Raw genomic sequence first — 19,607 nt, forward strand, 5'->3', positions numbered from 1 at the left:
CGTGGTGGGATAGACCGGAAAGCCCCCCTGCCGTAGCGTGAGAAGAATGAGAGACTACCCTCGAAGCTATTCTGTAGGAGAGGTTAACCTTCAAGGCAGCTCTCTCGCTCCCATAGGGTACACGAGGGGCTTTGCGGTCGCCCCCTCGCCCTTTCGGAATGTCGCCTTTGCCGGCTCTTAACTAACGCCTTAATCATACCAATATAAACAGCAAACCCCCGGGATAAATATCTCGGGGGCTGTGTTATTCATATCCGTCCTGCGAAGCAGGACACATCAATTGTGCATTATGCATTCTGCATTATGCATTTGTAAAAACCGCAAAGCGGTTTTTACAGCTCGAATGCACCCAGCGGGTCGAGCGGGTCTGCCGGCTCGGTGCATTGGTCCCTTCAAGAGTTCATGTCGAGTATGTGCTTGTAGAACTCTGTGTAATCCTTTCTGAGTGCCTCGCTGAATGCGATAGCCTCTCTCGGGTGCTGGTTGAACTGGCCTGTTACCATGTAAGGTATGCCGTAGCCCCAGAGCACGCCGTCCTCACGCAGCTTGTTCATGTGCTGCTCGATGAACTTGATGACAGGGTAGAGCTTGTACTTCGGGTTCTTAAGGAAGCCTAAGAGAAGCTCCATAGCGCAGTTGCCTGCACCTCTGCCCATGCCGTCATATGTAGCATCGATGTAGTTTACGCCCTCGGAGAGAGCTTCTATAGTGTTTGCAAATGCGAGCTGCTGGTTGTTGTGTGCGTGAATGCCCACCTGCTTGCCGTATTTGTCAGCCATGTCGAGATACTTGGTGCTTATTCTCTTTACCTGCTCGGGGATAAGTGAGCCGAAGCTGTCAACGATGTAAACGCCGTTGACAGGAGACTTGCCGAGCATATCAAGAGCTATGTCGATGTCGCTCTCCTGAGCGTTTGAGATAGCCATGATGTTGCAGGTGGTCTCGTAGCCCTTTCTTGCAGCGTCCTCTATCATGTCGATAGCAGCCGGCATGGTGGAAACGTATGTAGCCACTCTTACCATGTCGATAGCGCTGTTTGCACGGTCGATGATGTCGTTTTTGTAGTCGCATCTGCCAACGTCAGCCATTATCGAGAGCTTAAGGTCTGTGTCGTTGTCGCCTACTATGTCTCTTATGTCGTCCTCATTGCAGAACTTCCACTTGCCGAAGTCATCAACGTTGAATATCGCCTTGTCAGCCTTGTAGCCAAGCTCCATGTAGTCAACGCCGGCCTGAACGTTTGTCTTGTAGAGGTCTCTTACAAACTCGTCTGTAAAGCGGAAGCTGTTAACAAGACCGCCGTCTCTTACTGTTGCGTCGAGCACCTTTATCTGCTCTCTGAAGCCCATTAACTGGGCAGGGGTAAGTTTATCGTTTCTCATTGTAGTTTTCTTTCCTTTCATTGCCTTTATCATTTCTGCCTGGCAGGCTCATCGCCGAGCCTGTTGAACATTACTGTCATATCAAATATCTTCTTTGCAAGCTCATCTGTGAAGACGCCCTGCTTTGCTCTCCACTGCCAGTTGCCGCCGAGAGTCGAGGGGATATTCATTCTCGCATCGCTGCCGAGCTCCAGGAAATCCTGCATCTGTGCGATAGCCGTGTCGCTTACACTTGACCATGCAAGCCTTATCATCGCCCAGGGTATGTCTTTATTGCGGCTCACACCGAGGTAATCACGGAAGAACCTGGCTTCCTTTCTGCCAAGCGAGCCCACCCAGCCGACAAGCGTTTCGTTGTCGTGGGTGCCTGTGTAGCAGATACTGCTGCTGCTTTTGAAGTTGTGCGGCAGATAGCCGCTCTTATACTCAGGGTCGTAGGCAAATTCAAGCACCTTCATGCCCGGATAGCCGCAGGCCTTAAGCATCTTGTTTACCTTTGGTGTCAAAAACCCTAAGTCCTCAGCGATTATGTCGAGCTTGCCAAGCTGTCTCTTTACTTCCTTGAAAAGCTCAGCATCAGGTCCCTTGCGCCACTCGCCTATCACTGCGTCCTCGCTGCCATAGGGAATGCAGTAGTAGCTCTCAAAGCCCCTGAAATGGTCTATCCTGACCACGTCATAAGTCTCAGCGGCCGAGCGTATGCGCTGTATCCACCAGCGGTAGTTTTCTTCCTTCATCACGTCCCAGCGGTAGAGGGGGTTGCCCCAAAGCTGACCCTTTGCCGAGAAAACATCAGGCGGACAGCCTGCAACGTCTATCGGCGTCTTGTTCTCATCGAGCAGGAAATATTTCGGGTCTGCCCAGACATCTGCGCTGTCGTAGGCAACGTATATCGGTATATCGCCTATTATCTTTATCCCGAGCGAGTTGACATACTCCTTGAGCTTTATCCACTGCTTGAAATACTCATATTGCACGAACTTATAAAAGCCTATATCGGCCTTATATTTTTCCTTAGCCGCCTTGACAGCAGCCTTTTCATAGTTTCTTATGGGCTTTTCCCAGTGCTCCCACGCCTTGCCGCCGTGTGCGTCCTTAAGCGCCATAAAGAGCGCATAATTATCGAGCCACTTGTTGTTTGACTCAAAGCGTTTGAAGTCAAAATCCGGCTCAAAGCGGTTATATGCCTTTCTGAGCACCTTGAACACTGTCTTATACAGCAGCCCGAAATCGACGCTCTCATCGTCCTTGCCGAAATCGACCTTTTTATACTCAGAGGATCTTAGCAGCCCTTCCTTTTCAAGCTGCTCAAAGTCTATGAAATAAGGGTTGCCTGCGTATATCGAAAAGCTCTGATACGGTGAATCGCCGTAGCTTGTCGGAGATATAGGAAGTATCTGCCAATATCGCTGGCCGGCCTTTCTCAGAAAATCCGCAAACTCATACGCTTCCTTACCCAGCTTACCTATACCGTAGCTGTTCGGCAAAGAAGAAATATGCATCAGAATACCGCTCGCTCTCACATTACCACCCTTTCATGAACGTATTTTTCGCTTTAAAGCGTTACAGTACCTTACTATTATACTACACTTTTCTGAGATTTGCAAGAGGTTTTTGAAAAAAAGTTAAAATAAGGCTGCATTTGAGGAGTTAACAGTTAACAGTTATCAGTTAACAGTTGTGGTGTCGGCTTACGCCGACGTATGGCCATTCGGCCGTGTTGGTCGGACGGTTTCAATTAAGTTGCAGGTTTTGCACCCGAAGGGGGTGAGCGGCAGCTTTGCTGCCGCAGGGGGGCGACCGGAAAGCCCCCCTATCCGTAGCGTAGGAATAGCGAGAGACTGCCCTTTTAGCTGTTAAGTCGGACAAATCACCTTCAAGGTGGCTCTCTCGTTTTCAGGGGGTACACGAGGGGCTTTCCGGTCGCCCCTCGACCCTTCGGATCTGCGCCTTTGGCGCACCTCAACTATTTCATTCTTCACTATTCACTATTCACTAAGCGCAGCGTTACCGCCCGAATGGGCATCTTGTCCTGCGTAAGCAGGACACCTCAGCTGTTACCTGTTACCTGTTAACTGTTAACTGAAAAAGCCCCCAAGGTTCAGACCTCAGGGGCATATGCTCTCCTATTTTTTTGACTTGTAGACAAACTTCTGTGCAAGGTCGGTGTCGTCGTAGCCGAGCTTGTAGGCTATCCATGTAACTATAGGTATGTATAAGGGTATCGCACCTATGCCTATAAGCTGGCCTGTCGTGAGTTCTCTTGCATCGGCAGTCGATGCGAAGATGTTAACAGCCGGGGCGAACATCGAGTTGATTATCTTGAACGCCGGGTAGAAATTGCCTATCACGCCGTTTGCCGAAAGCAACAGAAATACAAAGCAGATGTATGTCGGCAGAGCGGCTGCAAGGCCTATGAGTATGCCGAAATTCCTGCACTCGGAAAGCGTGCCGGCCTTGACGCCCTTTGTTGCCGAATAGCCGAGCTTTAAGGCGTAGTCAGTCATCAAACAAGCCACGAGCGCAAAGCACACTATCGCAAAAAGTATGTGCGCCCCCTTGCCCATAGCCGTGACTACCATGGCGTAGAAGATAAATGTCACTATGCAGAAAAGCTCAGCCTCCGCCCACTTTGCAAGGGCGATGAGCAGGGCTTTTATCTTGTCTTTGTTTTCTTTCATTTATTTGTTCCTCTCACTTTTTGTGATTCTTTTTTTTCTGCTTTTTGACGCACTTGCTCATAGCATCGTCAGCCTCATCGTCCCAGACCATCCGCTCAGGGCCGAGAGTGCCGTACATCGTGTTCTCAAAGGAATATGTCATCTTGCAGTCCTTTATGAGCCGCTCGTTATCTGTATCGTCCTTGAAGGTGCCGAGCCTGCCGTAGACTGACTCTGTTATCTCGTAGTTATACTGCTCCCTGCCCTCACGGCTGGTGTAGATTATCTCTGCGAAAAATCTCCCGGTGTCAGGGTCATAATAGGCTGTCCAGTTGTTGCCGTGTTTTGTATTTTCCATAACAGCACTCCTTTTCACGTTCGTATACTAAATTATAACACACATCAGCCGCCATTTCAACTTTTTTGAAAAATTTTCATCTGCTAAACACACATTTTCAGCGCACAATAATCACAAACGAACTGAAAGGAAGAAACAAATGAAAAAGCACACCGCCCCTGACGGCACAAAGATATACACCCCCAGAAAGAAGCCCTCACCCTCCGGGCAGACCAACATCATCACCGACCCTGCCATCACCCACGGCGAATACACGGCCGTAAATGATGAAAACATCGCCCTTGGCAAGCAGTGGGTAGACGAGAATGAGCTTTGATAAAAAGCTCATTCCTTTGTGGTGGAGGGGTTCGGCCGAATGGCCATATTGCGCCGCAGGCGCTCCTCACCTGTTACCTGTTACCTGTTACCTGAAAAAGCGCCAGTTATTGTTAACACCATTCGTCTTGACTTTTGGCATGACAGGTGGTACAATTATAAATGTATACTATACAGAGGGACGTGAATCATTTTGAAAAAGATATTGCGCAGGCTGGGCGAGCATAAACAGCTGACTGCCCTGATACTCCTGCTGCTGATATGCGCAGTCCTTAATATCCTCGCATGGACGGTGTCGGGCTTTTCCGACTGGTATGCCGAGCATATCTTCCCTGTGTGGGTCAATACTTACGGCAGGCTTACCTCGCTCATACCGATATCTGTAGGCGAGGTGCTGATAATCTTCGGCGTGATATTTTTGCTGTTCACAGTGCTTATACTCCTGCCGATACTTATGATAGGCTGCGTCAACCACCGCAAGACTATCCGGCGCATCTATCTCTTTACATATGGGTGGATACTTGCTTTTATCGTCTCCACCGAGACACTAAACTGCTTTATCCTCTACCACTGCTCGTCCTTCGGAGATATTTACGATATCCCTTCTGACGAACATTCCGACGAGCAGCTGATAGCTCTTGCCGATGTGCTTATCGAGCGCACAAACGAGCTCTCCTATGAGGTAGAGCGTGACGACGGGGGGCATTTCGTGCTGACGGCCGACCTTGACAAGGAATCCAAAGAATCCCTCCGCTCGCTTGAAGACGAGTACCCACGCTTAGGCGGCTACTATGTCACCCCCAAGAAGATAAAGAACTCATTCTTTATGAGCCAGCAGTACCTTATGGGCATATACTTCCCCTTTACTATGGAAGCCAACTACAATCAGGAGATGTACGAGGTCAACCTCCCCGAGACTGTCACTCACGAGCTTGTTCACACCAAGGGCTTTATGCAGGAGGACGAGGCGAATTTCGTGGCGTTTTTGGCGTGCGCAAGGTCTGACAGCAAGGATTTCAACTACTCGGGCTATCTTAGCACCCTGAAATACGTTCTCGGCAAGGTCGGCGAATACTGCGGCGATGCGAAGGAAGACGAGCTCTACGAAAAGGTCAATGAAAACGTATGGCTCGACATCAAGGGCAACCGCAAATACTGGGACGATGTGCAGGAAAGCGACGAGGGGCTTTTTGACAGCAAGGAGGTCGCAGAGATATCCGACAAGGCTATGGAGACATCACTTAAGCTGAACGGCGTTGAGGACGGCAAGAAGTCCTACGGCAGAATGGTCGATCTGCTGCTCAATTACTACTACTCAGGCGGTAAGGAAAGATAATGAAAAGACTTGTAACTATGCTTGCCGTGATATCTGCCCTGCTGTGCTCCTGCGGCAGCGGTGAGGGCAGCTCGGACAGCGAATATTTCTCAAAAAAGCGTGCTATAGAGGGCTCATCGACCGGCAGTCAGAGCAGCAAGAGCAGCGACGAAGAACAGCCGGTGTGGGCAGGCTTTGATGAAGTCTTCCCTACCCTTGATGAGGACAGCCGCAGTGCCAAAAACTACACCCACAACCGTGAAGTGTGGGACAAAAGCGGCATTCAGGGCAGCCTGATAGAAAAAGGGCAGGACACTCCGCCGGTAAACGAGCTGTATCTTGGCAACTACAGGTTCGGCTACAACGGCTGCGAGGTGATAGCCTGCTACAATATGCTGACACTGCTTGGCGAACAGGTAGACATGGCAAAGCTGATAACCGAGTTTGAAAACAACATACTTGTGGCAAAGGACGGTTCACTGGGCAGCGAGCCGAGGAAGATAAATATGCTGCTCGACTACAAGGGCATAAGCTACGACAAGCCCTTGACACTTGACGAGTGCGACGCAGCACTTGAAAGCGGCAAGAGCCTTATCTTCTCATTCTACATAGGCACGCCGTATTTCAGCGGCATACACACCGTGTGCATAACCACCGACAGCGAGGGCGACAAGTATGTGCTCAACCGCTACAATGAGATAGACTCACGCTCGATGATAGACAGCGTAAGCGACCTGACAGACAACGAAAAATGCCTGATAGTCGCATACGCTGTAGACATAGGAAGGACATTATGACAGAATACATAACACACTCGCCCGAGGAGACGATAGCCCTCGGTGAGAGGATAGGCAGCAGGCTCAGAGGCGGCGACATCATAGCATATGCAGGCGGCCTCGGCTGCGGCAAGACGACGATAACAAGGGGCATCTCAAAGGGTCTCGGCCTTGGCGACGAGGTGAGCTCGCCCACCTTTGCACTTGTGAACGAATACAGGGGCAAAGCACTCTCGCTTATACATTTTGATATGTACCGCATTCTCTCCCCGGAGGATCTGGAGACTACAGGCTTTTTTGATTACATGGCAGACGATGCAGTGCTCGCAATAGAGTGGAGCGAGAACATCTCGGACGAGCTGCCCGAAAACGCCATAACCATATCATTTGAACGCATAGACGATAACACAAGAAAAATAACAGTAAACGGAGATGAACGCTTTGACGATACTCTCAATTGATACCTCGGGCAAGACAGCGAGCGTTGCTTTGTCTGAAAACGGGCTGCTGCTCGGCGAAACGAGCATAGTTACACGCCTTACCCACTCGCAGGTGATACTGCCTATGGTGCAGCGCCTGCTCAGTGACTGCGAAAAGGACATAGCCGACGTAGACTGCGTAGCCGCAGCAAACGGCCCCGGCTCATACACAGGCCTGCGCATAGGCATAGGCGCTGTAAAGGGTATGTGCTTAGGCAACAGCCGCCTTAAGTGCGCCGGCGTATCAACACTTTCAGCGCTTGCATACAATGTTTCATTTTTTGAGGGCTTTATCTACACCGTGATGAAGGCAAGAAACACTATCTGCTATTTTGCAGCCTTTGAAGCAAAGGGCGGCGTGATAACAAGAACGCATGATGACTGCCTTATGGAGTCAGCCGGGATAGCAGAGCTTATAAAGTCTCAGGGCGGCAGGGCTATGCTCATAGGCGACTATGCTGAGGATATAAAGGCGCTCTTCACAGATGATGATAACGTGCTCACAGCGCCAGCTGCGCACAGTATAGCAAGGGCTTCCTCGATATGCGAGGCGGTAGAAAACGACGAAACACTCATCACCGACCCGGCATCACTTGGGGTAAGCTATCTCCAGCCGACAAAGGCGCAGAAAGACAGGGCACATGAGAACAATGCATAATTAAGAATGCATAATGCATAATTGAGGTATCGGCTCCGCCGATGATCGGAATTATTACCGCAGGCGCACCTTAATTGTGCATTGTGCATTAAACAGACAGTAAAGGAAAACAATATGAAATCATCAAGACAACTTCCCATATTCACCGTATCCAAAAGGTGCGAAGCAAAGCTCAGAGCAGGGCACCCGTGGGTATACGACAATGAGATAGAGCAAGCCCCCGAAGGCAATGTTGAAAACGGCTCGGTGGTCGATGTGCTCTCACAAAAAGGCACATATTTAGGCTCGGGGCTTTTGAGCGAAAAGAGCAAGATACGCATACGCCTGCTCACGACAAACGCCAACGACCGCTTTGACGAGAGCTTCTGGCAGCGAAGCATCAGATACGCTATCGACTACCGTGTGTCTGTTATGGGCGACGACTTTTCCTGCTGTCGGCTGGTCTTCGGCGAGGCTGACAGGCTGCCGGGGCTGACTGTTGACAGATACTCTGACCTGCTCTCGGTGCAGGTGCTCTCAATTGGCATCGAGCGTGTAAAGGATATCATTTACAAAGCACTCGTTACTGAGCTTGCCGCTCACGGCGTAAAGGTGCGTGGCATAATGGAGCGAAACGATGCCGCAATCAGAGAGCTTGAGGGAATGACCCAGTACAAGGGCTGGTATGAGGCTGACTTTCTCCCTGCTCCCACGTCGCCGGTGACAGAGATAAATGAAAACGGCATCATCTACGAGGTGGATGTGTTAAACGGCCAGAAGACAGGCTTTTTCTTAGACCAGAAATACAACCGCCTTGCCGCTGCGAAGATAGCAAAGGGGCGCAGGGTGCTCGACTGCTTCACGCACACGGGGTCTTTTGCACTCAATGCCGCAAAGGGCGAGGCTGCGCACGTCACAGCTGTTGATGTATCGCAGCTTGCAGTTGACACAGCCCGTGAGAACGCCGAGAGAAACGGCCTGCTTGACAGAATGGACTTTATCTGCGAGGACGTATTCGAGCTGCTGCCAAGGCTCAAAGAACAGGGCGAGAAATACGACTACATAATCCTCGACCCACCGGCATTTACAAAGAGCCGCAAGACTATAGGCAGTGCCGAGCGTGGCTACAAGGAGATAAACCTGCGTGCCATGAAGCTGCTGCCAAGGGGCGGATTTTTAGCGACCTGCTCCTGCTCGCATTTTATGGACAGCGAGAGGTTTCTCAAAATGGTCAAAAGCGCTGCCGATGACGCAGGAGTTACGCTTAGGCTTATAGAAGCACGCCGCCAGTCGCCCGACCACCCGATACTCATGGGCGTTCCGGAGACGGATTATCTTAAATTCTATCTGTTTCAGGTAGTATAATAATAGACAGGAGGAAAGAAAATGCTCAGAAAACGAATAGCCGCACTTGTATGTGCCGCCGCACTCACAGCCGCCTGCACGGTGACGCTTAGCGACAGCAGGCTCGTGCCGGCAGCGTATGCCGCAGGAGCGATAACGAAGACGCAGGACTGCCAGAGCTCAGACAACAGCATCTACACTGCAAACCACATCTACGGCAATCAGGAAAAGACGAAAAGGTCATACCTCTATCAGAGCGGTGAGAACCAGGTAACAAGAGTCGAATTCATCACGACTTCAACAGAAACAGTTGACTTATACGACCTCGACACAGGCTATGTGCTTGTCGAAGACATAGACATGACTACCGGCAAGCTCATAAAAAGCAGGAAATTAGACCTGAGCCAGTCAACTTTTCTTCCTCTGTTCGGTGCCTTCTATGTCGGCGAGAACTACATCTTTGTCGTGACCGGCCAGAAGAATCTCAGTGAGAGCGATGACCAGAACGTTATCGCCGTAACAAGGATAACCAAGGACTTCAAAAGCTATAAGACCAAGATACTAAAGGGACGCAATACATACGTCCCCTTCAAGGCAGGCTCCTGCAAAATGGCCGAAGCAGGCGGCAAGCTGTATATCCACACCTGCCACCAGATGTACCAGTCCAGCGACGGCCTGCGTCATCAGATGAATATGTCGTATGTTTTTGACATCGAGAGTATGACCTTTGACCAGGAATACTACAAGGTCGAATGGCATTTTGATGATGCGCCTTTCCCGTTTGTCAGCCATTCGTTTGACCAGTATCTGCTCACTGACGGAAGTGCAGTTTATTCCTACGACCACGGCGATGCAAACCCAAGAGCGCTCACTCTGAGCAAATACGACCTGTCAACCAAAACACGCACTGACAGCGAGATAGTAGATATACCCTCTGCCAAAAGCAACACCAGCTACAACTACACAGGTGTTCTGACAGGCGGCATGGCTCTTTCAAAGAACAATGTGCTGATATCGGCAAAAATGGCTGATATGACCGCAAGCGAGCTTGATAATTACTACGACCTGAAGGATATCTGCGTGGCCGTATACCCCAAGAGCTCGATAGGCACAAGCGCCAAGGCAAAGATAGTTAATCTCACCAATTACACAAACAAAGCACAGTCAGAAGGCAGCACGGGCAGAAGAAATTCCGCACCCCAGCTTGTAAAGATAAACGACAACAAATTCCTCGTCATGTGGAAAGAATGCACCGGAAACACAAGGTGGTATTATACCGGCGACAACAAGGACGGCGTGACAAAGCTCGCCGTGATAGACGGCAGCGGCAGCCTTATCGGCAAGGTGACTGAGCTTGATGCGGATATACAGCTCTCCGAGTGCGATCCTGTGCTCTGCTCGGACGGCATGGTAAGGTGGTACACCGCCTCCGGCAGCGCACCCACTCTCTACGCCCTCGACCCTGACGACCCGACGGATTTCAGCGACGGCAAGGTGACAAGAGTTCCCGGCGATCTTGACGGCGACGGCAAAGTAACGCTCAAAGACGGCCTACTCATCAAGCAGCATCTTGCACAGTGGAATGTCAAGATAAACGAATCAAACGCAGACGTTGACGGCGACGGCAAGGTCACCCTCAAAGATGCGCTACTCCTTTGCCAGTATCTCGCAAATTGGAAAGTAACATTAAAGTAATGCATAATCAAGGTATCGGCTGCGCCGATGATTTTTAAGTATCATCGGTCGGGGTCGATACCTTTTTTTGCGCCGTCATGATGCGTTTTTGCATATTCAGAAGAACTCTGCGCATAATAACTCCAGTCAATATCCCGGAGGTATCAATCATGCAGCTTACAAAGGAAGAATACAGCAAGATGTACGAGCAGGAGGGCACAAAGACCAAGTGGTGGGTCACATTCCCGAAGGCGTTTTTCATCGGCGGCGGTATATGCGTGCTCGGGCAGGGGCTTACAGACCTTTACGGCTATCTCGGTGCTGACAGCAAGGCCGCCTCTACCCTTGCGACGGTGACGCTGATATTTCTCTCAGCGCTTCTGACCTCGCTCGGGCTGTATCACAAGCTCGCACGCCACGCAGGCGCAGGCACGCTCGTGCCGGTCACAGGCTTTGCAAACTCCGTCGCCGCCCCGGCAGTTGAATTTCGCAGCGAGGGCTACATCACCGGCCTTGGCGCCAAGATATTCATCATCAGCGGCCCGGTCATCCTCTACGGCATACTCGCAAGCGTGCTGGCAGGAGTCTACTTTTATTTCAGGTAACAAGTTACAGGTAACAGGTGAAACGCTTCGCTTAGTGAATAGTGAATAGTGAAGAATGAATAGTGAATTGAACCTGTATAATAAAACTACACATTTGAAGTTAATAATGATACAATATAAAAAAAGGAGTTGGCTTCAAATGAGCACACATGGAGAAAACAGTCGGGAATTCAAATTTAAGATCATGGAACTGCACTTCAAAGATAACATATCTGTGAAAGTGTTATCCGAAAAATTCGCAATACCGGAGCAAACGATCTACACATGGCGCAGAGAGTACAGAAAGTACGGCGAGGATGCATTTGTAGGCTGTGGGAAACAGCGTCCGCAGGATGCAGAACTTAGGCGATTGAAGAAAGAAAACGAAAAGCTCAGGATGCAGGTAGAGATCTTAAAAAAAGTTGCGGCATATCAGGCAGAGCAAGAGTCAAAGAAAAGATAGATGACTTGCGGGCGAGAGGATTGGATAAATATCCGATCAATCTGGTATGTCAGACTCTCGGGATAAGTACAAGATCATATTATGACCGAAAGGAAAACCCTCGCAGCAACAAAGAAAAAGAAGATCTGGAGCTTGTAGAGAAAATGCAGACGATCTTCGCTGAAAGCTATGAGGAGTATGGCAGAGTGCGTATGAAAAAAGCACTTGAAGAAGCCGGATACCCGATGAGTGAGGGGAAAGTCGGAAGGCTGATGCGTCAAGGAAATATGTACCCGAAAAAATGCAAAAAATATAGGGCAACGACCAACAGCAGGCACAAGTATCAAGTTGCAGAAAATCTTCTTGACCGCAATTTTAATGCTGATAAGCCAAACCGAAAGTGGTGCGGAGACAGCACTTACATATGGACAGACGAAGGCTGGCTGTACGCAGCAGGGATAATAGACCTATGTGCACGTGATTGTGTCGGATTAAGCTTTAGCAGCAAACACACGCAGGAACTGATGATCGATTCGCTTGATCAGGCATTCAAAAAATACAAGCCGGGCGAAGGACTGCTGTTCCATTCTGACCGAGGCGTGCAATATGCTTCCAATGCATACAAAAACAAGCTTCATAAGTACAAGATGATCCAAAGTATGTCTCGAAGCGGTGTGCCATATGACAATGCACCTATGGAAAGCTTCTGGGCAACGGTCAAAAATGCCTGTGTACATGGCTGTAGGTTCAAAACGAGGAAGGAAGCCGAGCTAAAAATATTTGAATACGTCTTTGGCTTTTACAACACACATCGTTATCACAGCTCAAACGGCTTAAAAACGCCATATGAGCTCAGAAATGAAAAGCTTTCTATTGGCTGATATCAATAGTTTTATTAACTTTATGTGTGCAGAAAACTTGACAGGTTCAAATAGTTGTGGTGCGCCTGACGGCGCCTATGCCCATTCGGGCGGTTTTAGTGGAGTGTTTAGCTTCAAGGAAGCTCTCTCGCTATCCTTATGCCACCCCTGCATCGGCTTCGCCTGCGCTCACCCCCTTCGGGTGCATATCCTACGATTTAGCTTATATCGCCCGACTAACACGCCCGAATGGGCATCTGTGCCGCAGGCACTCCTCACCTGTTAACTGTTACCTGTTAACTGTTACCTGAAAAAAGGCTCCCCGAAAGAATTCGGGGAGCCTTTTGCTTATTTGAGCTTTTTTAGCAGCTTTGTCTTGAGCGCTGAGCTTTCGAGCTTGCTTAGCGCTTTCTTTGCTGCTGTCTTGTTGGCAGATGTCTTGCTCTCGGTGTAGGTCTGCACAGCGTCCTTTGCACGCTGCTCGGCTATCATCTGCTTGCTGACGTAATCTACTACCACATTCGTCCATACCGCATATGCCGCAGCTGTCAGATGAACGTAGCTGTCAGACGAGTACGCCGCAGGCAGCGCACCTGTGCCGGCTTTGAGCGGTGTGTTTATGTCGATGTAGTACATATCACTCTGCGTCTTGCAGTATGCTGCCAGCTTTGCGTTGAGGGCATTTACGTTTGCGTTGTTCAGGTTGCCCCTCTGGCCGCCTGCGTATACAGGGGTCATCGCTTCGATGTATATCGGCACGTTCGGGTTGGTGGCTCTGATGCCGGTGATGTAGTTTACATAGTTGTTAAAGACGTAATCAGCACTGCCGACCATGTCGTTGGTGCCCATGTTTATAAACACTCTCTTAACGCCCGAATGCTGTACCACATACCTTGCAGGGCCAGTGTAGCCGCCGTAGCTTATCTGATACTGCGAGCCGTTTGCGCCGCCGTCGTTGTGGAATGCGTAGCAGCCCCTCACCATCATTGCCGGGTGGCCTAAGAAGTTATAGCCCTGTGAGTTAAAATACATCTGCTGCCCGACGCCTATCGAGCTGCCGATAAAGCCTGATGCTCCGAAGAAGGTGTTTATCTGCTGCTGCGTAACGGTCGGTGCAGCCTTGCCTGTTATGACGTGTACCCTTGTGTAGAAGGTGTAGCTCTCTCTGCCGGCCTTGACCTTTGCCTTGATAAGTGCCCTGCCGGCCTTTCTTGCAGTCACGACACCCTTTGAGGTAACGCTTGCGATGCTTGGTTCAGATGATGTGAAGCTCACCTTGTCATAGCCCGACAGCTTAAGAGTAAACTTCTTGCCTGCGACTACCTCCTTGTGCCATACGACTGCCGGCAGCTTCTGCTTTGATGAGGTCTTTGTCTGGTCGTATTTCACGCTGCTGTCATAGCTTGACACCTTGACGGTGACGTTTGCTGTCACGATGTATGTGTTCTTGTCGCTCTTGACTGTTATCGTGACCTTTGTGCTGCCGCTTTTCTTTGCAGTCAGCGTGATGCCGTTTACTGCGACTACCTTTTTGTTGCCTGTCTTGACAGTCACCTTGCCCTTGCTCGCACCCACGATGTCGAGCTTTTTCTTCTCGCCCTTGTAGAGCACGATGTTCTGTGTCAGCCTTACAGTCTTTGCCGTCACCTTTTTGGCGGTGGTGGTGGTCGTGGCCTTTGTCGTGGTCGTCTTAGGTGTCGTTGTCGTCTTCTTTGTGGTCGTTGTCACCTTTGACGTTGTGGTCTTTTTTGCAGTCGTGGTAGTGGTCGTAGTATCCGTGTTGCTGCCTATTTCTGCTGCCTTGCCGCTCTCGACCGGCTCATCTTCTGCGCCCGACTCGTATTCAGGCGGAGTTATCTCTATCACGGGCAGGCTTTCTGTGTAGTCCTCCCCCGTCTGCGCAAATGCGCTCACCGTCGCACTCATAGCCATTATAAGGCTGAGTGCTGCACATATTATTTTTTTCAATTCTTCTCCCCCTCTAACTCGTCAAGCTCTTTTTGCCATATGGCGTTGCTCGCATCTGAAGGCATTCTCCAGTCGCCCCTCGGCGAGAGCGTAACAGAGCCTATCTTCGCCCCGTCCGGCAGGCAGGAGCGCTTGAACTGCTGCGAGAAGAATCTGCGGTAGAACGTCCTGAGCCATTTAAGTATCGTCGCATCATCGTATGCCCCCTCGAATGCGAGCCTGGCTATGCGGTATACCTTCTTAGGCTTGAACCCCCAGCGTATCGCATAGTAAAGGAAGAAATCGTGCAGCTCGTAGGGGCCTACGAGGTCTTCTGTTTTCTGCGTTATCTCGCTGCCTGTCTCGTCTGTCGGCAGCAGCTCGGGCGATACTGGCGTGTCCAGAATATCGTACAGTACATCTCTTAGCTTGTCGCTCGTGCAGGTGTCTGCATAGTATCTAACTATATGCCTTACCAGCGTTTTCGGCACAGAGCCGTTGACACCGTACATCGACATATGGTCGCCGTTATAGGTCGCCCAGCCGAGTGCAAGCTCTGACAGGTCGCCTGTTCCGACAACAAGGCCGCCGACCTGATTTGCTATGTTCATGAGCACCTTGGTGCGCTCTCTTGCCTGGCCGTTTTCAAACACCACGCTGTGGTCGTTCACGTCATGGCCTATGTCCTCAAAGTGCTGTAAAACGCTCTTTGTGATGTTTACCTCACGAAACGTCACGCCCAGCGCCTCGCATAGTATCTCGGCGTTGCCCCTCGTGCGCTTTGTTGTGCCGAAGCAGGGCATCGTGACTGCGACTATGTCACTGTGAGGCCTTCCTAGCTTGTCGAGAGCCATTATGCACACAAGCAGCGCAAGCGTCGAGTCAAGGCCGCCCGATATGCCGATAACAAGCGTCTTTGACCATGTGTGGGTCAGGCGCTTCATAAGCCCGTGCGACTGCATATTGAGTATCAGGTCGCACCTCTTGTTTCGCTCGGCTTCATTTGAGGGGATAAACGGCGTTCTGGCAAATTTTCTTGTGAGCTTAGTTTCCTCACGGTCAAATGTCATCCACAGCACAGGCAGGTCGTCAAGAAAATGCTTTCTGTACCTGTCGGAAGGGGCGTCCCAGGTGTTTAAGCTCTCGGGGTAGGTAGACATCTTGCGCCTTTCAAACGCAAGGCGTGAGACATCTATTTCGGAAACGGTTATGCCGTTTTCAAACAGCGTGCTCTCTGCAAGGATAGAGCCGTTCTCAGCTATCAGATTATGCCCTGAGAACACCATGTCCTGCGTGCTCTCGCCGTCGCCTGCCGATGCGTAAACATAGCCGCACACAAGCCTTGCCGACTGGTTTGAAACAAGCGCACGCCTGTAATCGTCCTTGCCTATGACCTCATCGCTTGCCGAGAGGTTGCAGATGATGTTTGCGCCTGCCTTTGCAAGGTAGTTGGACACCGGGTCAGGCACCCAGAGGTCTTCGCATATCTCAAAGCCCACTATCAGCTCGTCAGAATTCTTGACAGGCTTTTCATTCTCCTCGTCGGTATAGCAGTCGAGCTTGAACACCGCCTGCTCCATATCGGCGGAGTGTATCTTGCCGTCCATATAGTAAGGCGTGAGGTCTAAATGGCAGCTGCCGCCCTTGTAAGGCGCAAAGTGCCTTGCCTCGTAGAATTCGTTGTAGTTAGGCAGATAGGTCTTCGGCACAAAGCTAAGTATCTCCCCGTGCATGATAACTGCGGCGCAGTTGTATATCTTGCCCTTGGCCTTTAACGGCAGGCCTACGGCTATGAGCATCTCAAGCTCGGCTGTCGCCTTTGATATGTCGATAGCCGCCTGCAAGGCCTCATCAAGCAGCATTCCCTGGAAGAATAAGTCCTGGCAGGTGTATCCCGTGATGCACAGCTCCGGGAAAACTGCTATCTTCACACCCTTCCGGGCGCACTCGTCTATCATTTTTAATATCTGCTGCTTGTTGAACTCAACATCTGCGACCTTTATCTCAGGCGTGCAGGCAGCGACCTTTATAAAACCGTCCTTCATAGTTATCAGTCCTTTATAAAATGTTACTTAGATTATAACATATTCACGGCGAAAATACAATAGCTTTTTTCGGTTAACAGCTAATAGTGAACTGCCACGTCGTAGACTTTGCGCCCGAATGGGCATATCATCGATGCTTTGCGTCGATATCTCACCTGTTACCTGTTACCTGTAACCTAAAAAAGCTCCCCCTTTTTGGGAGAGCTTTTTGCTTAATCAAGCCACAAGAAATTATTATCCGAATTAAAGAAATCCATGTTGTAAAGCAGCACTACCTGCGTTATCCCCTCGGCCTTTATCAGCTCAGATACTGTCTGCTGCTCCATGTGGTAGTAACGCATATCTATCACATCAATGGTCGAGAAGCTGTCTGCAAGGTAAGGCAGTACGGCGTTTGCGTAAGAATCCTTTATCACGAGTATGCGCTCGTCATTCGCAGCATTCGACTTTATCGTGAAGTGCGAGAAGTTGCCGCCGAAAAGCGTTGCATACTTGTCCTTTGTCTCTAATTTCGTCACATCGTACATTCCGATGAGCGTTTTGGGGTCTTCCTGCTCCTTGGCAAACTCTACCTTGTATTCACCGTCAGGGTTCTTGGGGGCTCTGAATGTATCCGCCTCCTGTAATGCCGACGGCGCCTTTGAGTAAAGCGTGCCGTAGAACTCGCCGCTGAATGTCTCGTATTCGTAGTCAGGCTGTGCAGGCTCCTTGCCTAAAGCCTTCATCAGCGCTTCGTAGCCTACATGAGCACCCTGCTCTGTCCAGTGGTGGTCGGTGCGGTAAAATACCTGATTGCGCTCAGATGCGCTGTTGAGCTCGGTGTATGGGCTTATGAAGTTTATCTTTTCATCAAGCCCGTCCTTAACAAGGTCTATCGAGCTTCGCTGGTCGTCATTCAGGCACCCCTCCGGCAGCTTGTAGTTAAGCACCGCCGTCGCCGTGGGTACGAGCATGAAAGTCACCGGCACATCGACATTTTTCACAAAGTCATTAATGTATGTGACGTTCTTGTTTATCTGCACGGGGTTTTCCTTGTATTCCTGGATAAGATATCCGTCATCTGCAAAGTATACCCCGTTCTGATAAGTCTTCATCATCAGCCGCTCGTAGTCTACTTTGAGCGCATACAGCCCGTCACGCAGCGGCATCTGGTCTGAGAGGTATGTCTCCAGCTTGTCCTGAAACTCGCCTTTTAGCACAGTGTCGGTGTCTATCTCCGGCGACTGTGCGAGCATCCTGTTCTCCATGTCGGAAAACTCCCTGTCCTTCATCACAAGGCCTGCTATGCCAAAGCCGAATATGAACACAAGGAAGAAAATTGAAATTATCTTTGCTTTTATAGCTTTCATTATTCCTCCCCCTTAGAATCTGAAATACAAAAACGGATTGTACGAGCTGCTCACCAAGTATGCTGCACTTAAGATAAGCAGCACCGGGACAGAGAGCGTCTGCACCACGTCAAATGCAGCCTCGCTCTTGCCCTTTATCTTCTCCCCCAGCCACTTGCAAAGCGGAGTAGATGCGATGACAAGTATCACGAACGTCACCGCAAAGCCGAGCATCTTTGACACCGTCATGTCGTTTATAAGCGGCAGACCGTTAGCGCCGAACATATTCTTAAGGTTGTTTATCAGCTTGTCCGTGTCGTCAAATGCGAACAGCGCCCAGCCTATCACCACAAAGAACATGGCGTATATGTGCTGAACAAACGCCGGGGTCTTTTGCAGCCCCTTGCCCCATATGAATTTTTCAAGCAGCAGCAGTATCCCGAAGTATACGCCCCAGCCCATGAAGTTCCAGCTCGCACCGTGCCAGAAGCCGGTCAGCGCCCATACTATCATGATGTTTGTTATCTGCCTGCCCTTGCCCTTGCGGTTGCCGCCCAAGGGAATGTAGACATAATCCCTGAACCATGTCGAGAGGGATATGTGCCACCGCCTCCAGAACTCGGTTATGCTCTTTGAGATGTAGGGGTATTCAAAGTTCTCCAAAAATTCAAAGCCGAACATCCTGCCAAGGCCTATCGCCATGTCGGAGTAGCCTGAGAAATCAAAGAATATCTGGAATGTGTAGGCAATTATCCCTACCCACGCCGCCGTTACCGAGAGCTTGTCGTTACTCATGGCACTGAGCTCCTCAAACAGCGCACCTGCCGAGTTTGCGAGTATCACCTTTTTGGCAAGACCGTAGGTAAAGCGCTTTACACCCGATGAAAACTTGTCCCAGCTCTCCTTACGCTCAGTCAGCTGCTCCTCTATCGTCTGATAGCGAACGATAGGTCCTGCTATCAGCTGCGGGAAAAGCGCAACATACGTCGCAAGGTTAAGTATGTTCTTCTGCGGCTTTACTTCGCCCTTGTATACGTCGATAACATACGAGAGCGTCTGGAAGCTGTAGAAGGATATGCCTATCGGCAGCGCTATGTCAAGAGCTTTTATCCCCAGGCCGCCGATGTCGTTTGCCGTCTTGATAAAGAGGTTCGTATATTTGAAAAAGAACAGGAAGCCTAAGTTCCACACTATCGCAATTATCATCGAGAGCATGGCCTTGCGCCTGCCGTTTTGCTTGTAGCGCTTCTGGTCGGCAAAAAGGCCTGTGATGTACGCCACCGTGATGCTCGCAAGCATTATCAGCACATACTTAGGCTCGCCCCATGCGTAGAAAACAAGGCTGAATATAAGCAAAACAAAGTTTTTGAGCTTTCTCGGCACTATAAAATACAGCCCCAGACAAAGCGGCAAAAACATATATAAAAACACATTACTGCTAAATAGCATAAGCGTTGTCTC

General features: G+C 50.1%; 18 protein-coding genes. 10 read left to right on the forward strand and 8 right to left on the reverse strand.

Features of this window, described 5'->3' with window-relative positions:
- Nucleotides 1-392: 392 nt before the first annotated feature.
- From CD05_RS0111740 to CD05_RS0111755, 4 genes are all read right to left on the reverse strand, one after another.
- Nucleotides 393-1,382, reverse strand: coding sequence for an aldolase catalytic domain-containing protein (locus tag CD05_RS0111740; RefSeq protein WP_028510659.1), 990 nt, complete (start codon nucleotides 1,380-1,382; stop codon nucleotides 393-395).
- 29 nt (nucleotides 1,383-1,411) lie between these two features.
- Nucleotides 1,412-2,905 carry a 4-alpha-glucanotransferase gene (gene malQ / locus CD05_RS0111745; RefSeq protein ID WP_028510660.1) on the reverse strand — a complete coding sequence of 498 codons (1,494 nt, stop codon included), beginning with the start codon at nucleotides 2,903-2,905 and terminating at the stop codon, nucleotides 1,412-1,414.
- A gap of 603 nt (nucleotides 2,906-3,508) precedes the next feature.
- Nucleotides 3,509-4,063, reverse strand: coding sequence for a hypothetical protein (locus tag CD05_RS0111750; RefSeq protein WP_028510661.1), 555 nt, complete (start codon nucleotides 4,061-4,063; stop codon nucleotides 3,509-3,511).
- Between the two features lie 13 nt (nucleotides 4,064-4,076).
- Complete coding sequence (locus CD05_RS0111755) at nucleotides 4,077-4,400, reverse strand: hypothetical protein (RefSeq protein ID WP_028510662.1); 324 nt, start codon at nucleotides 4,398-4,400, stop codon at nucleotides 4,077-4,079.
- 139 nt (nucleotides 4,401-4,539) lie between these two features.
- Here CD05_RS0111755 and CD05_RS20690 point away from each other — a divergent pair, with 139 nt between their 5' ends.
- From CD05_RS20690 to CD05_RS0111805, 10 genes are all read left to right on the forward strand, one after another.
- Nucleotides 4,540-4,716, forward strand: a complete 177-nt coding sequence (locus CD05_RS20690; protein WP_156947469.1) for a hypothetical protein — start codon at nucleotides 4,540-4,542, stop codon at nucleotides 4,714-4,716.
- Nucleotides 4,717-4,908: 192 nt separating this feature from the next.
- Complete coding sequence (locus CD05_RS18490) at nucleotides 4,909-6,051, forward strand: DUF3810 domain-containing protein (RefSeq protein ID WP_051588975.1); 1,143 nt, start codon at nucleotides 4,909-4,911, stop codon at nucleotides 6,049-6,051.
- Nucleotides 6,051-6,827, forward strand: a complete 777-nt coding sequence (locus tag CD05_RS0111770; RefSeq protein WP_028510663.1) for a hypothetical protein — start codon at nucleotides 6,051-6,053, stop codon at nucleotides 6,825-6,827. The genes CD05_RS18490 and CD05_RS0111770 overlap by 1 nt, the downstream gene beginning before the upstream one ends.
- Nucleotides 6,824-7,267 carry a tRNA (adenosine(37)-N6)-threonylcarbamoyltransferase complex ATPase subunit type 1 TsaE gene (tsaE, locus tag CD05_RS0111775; protein ID WP_028510664.1) on the forward strand — a complete coding sequence of 148 codons (444 nt, stop codon included), beginning with the start codon at nucleotides 6,824-6,826 and terminating at the stop codon, nucleotides 7,265-7,267. The genes CD05_RS0111770 and tsaE overlap by 4 nt, the downstream gene beginning before the upstream one ends.
- On the forward strand, nucleotides 7,248-7,943 hold the full coding sequence (gene tsaB, locus CD05_RS0111780; RefSeq protein ID WP_028510665.1) for a tRNA (adenosine(37)-N6)-threonylcarbamoyltransferase complex dimerization subunit type 1 TsaB: 696 nt from the start codon (nucleotides 7,248-7,250) through the stop codon (nucleotides 7,941-7,943). The genes tsaE and tsaB overlap by 20 nt, the downstream gene beginning before the upstream one ends.
- A gap of 114 nt (nucleotides 7,944-8,057) precedes the next feature.
- Complete coding sequence (locus CD05_RS0111785) at nucleotides 8,058-9,287, forward strand: class I SAM-dependent rRNA methyltransferase (protein WP_028510666.1); 1,230 nt, start codon at nucleotides 8,058-8,060, stop codon at nucleotides 9,285-9,287.
- Between the two features lie 21 nt (nucleotides 9,288-9,308).
- A complete protein-coding gene (locus CD05_RS0111790; RefSeq protein ID WP_028510667.1) occupies nucleotides 9,309-10,961 on the forward strand; it encodes a dockerin type I repeat-containing protein in 1,653 nt (550 codons plus the stop codon).
- 149 nt (nucleotides 10,962-11,110) lie between these two features.
- Nucleotides 11,111-11,545 (forward strand): SpoVA/SpoVAEb family sporulation membrane protein, encoded by a 435-nt coding sequence (locus CD05_RS0111795; protein WP_028510668.1) that lies wholly within the window; start codon nucleotides 11,111-11,113, stop codon nucleotides 11,543-11,545.
- A gap of 139 nt (nucleotides 11,546-11,684) precedes the next feature.
- Entirely contained in the window at nucleotides 11,685-11,987 is a 303-nt protein-coding gene (locus tag CD05_RS0111800) for a helix-turn-helix domain-containing protein (protein WP_028509370.1), read from the forward strand.
- A 5-nt stretch (nucleotides 11,988-11,992) separates the two neighbouring features.
- Nucleotides 11,993-12,847, forward strand: coding sequence for an IS3 family transposase (locus tag CD05_RS0111805; protein ID WP_242841261.1), 855 nt, complete (start codon nucleotides 11,993-11,995; stop codon nucleotides 12,845-12,847).
- 327 nt (nucleotides 12,848-13,174) lie between these two features.
- On the opposite strand, the gene CD05_RS0111810 is transcribed toward CD05_RS0111805, so the two are convergent.
- The 4 genes from CD05_RS0111810 to CD05_RS0111825 all read right to left on the reverse strand — a co-directional run bounded on the left by CD05_RS0111810 (nucleotide 13,175) and on the right by CD05_RS0111825 (nucleotide 19,595).
- Nucleotides 13,175-14,794 carry a GDSL-type esterase/lipase family protein gene (locus CD05_RS0111810; RefSeq protein WP_028510670.1) on the reverse strand — a complete coding sequence of 540 codons (1,620 nt, stop codon included), beginning with the start codon at nucleotides 14,792-14,794 and terminating at the stop codon, nucleotides 13,175-13,177.
- Complete coding sequence (locus CD05_RS0111815; RefSeq protein WP_028510671.1) at nucleotides 14,791-16,818, reverse strand: NAD(+) synthase; 2,028 nt, start codon at nucleotides 16,816-16,818, stop codon at nucleotides 14,791-14,793. The genes CD05_RS0111810 and CD05_RS0111815 overlap by 4 nt, the downstream gene beginning before the upstream one ends.
- Before the next feature lie 212 nt (nucleotides 16,819-17,030).
- Complete coding sequence (locus CD05_RS18495; protein WP_051588976.1) at nucleotides 17,031-18,167, reverse strand: DHHW family protein; 1,137 nt, start codon at nucleotides 18,165-18,167, stop codon at nucleotides 17,031-17,033.
- Nucleotides 18,168-18,179: 12 nt separating this feature from the next.
- Entirely contained in the window at nucleotides 18,180-19,595 is a 1,416-nt protein-coding gene (locus CD05_RS0111825; RefSeq protein ID WP_028510672.1) for an MBOAT family O-acyltransferase, read from the reverse strand.
- Nucleotides 19,596-19,607: the final 12 nt, after the last annotated feature.

The organism is Ruminococcus sp. NK3A76, from assembly GCF_000686125.1.
Classification (GTDB): domain Bacteria; phylum Bacillota; class Clostridia; order Oscillospirales; family Ruminococcaceae; genus NK3A76.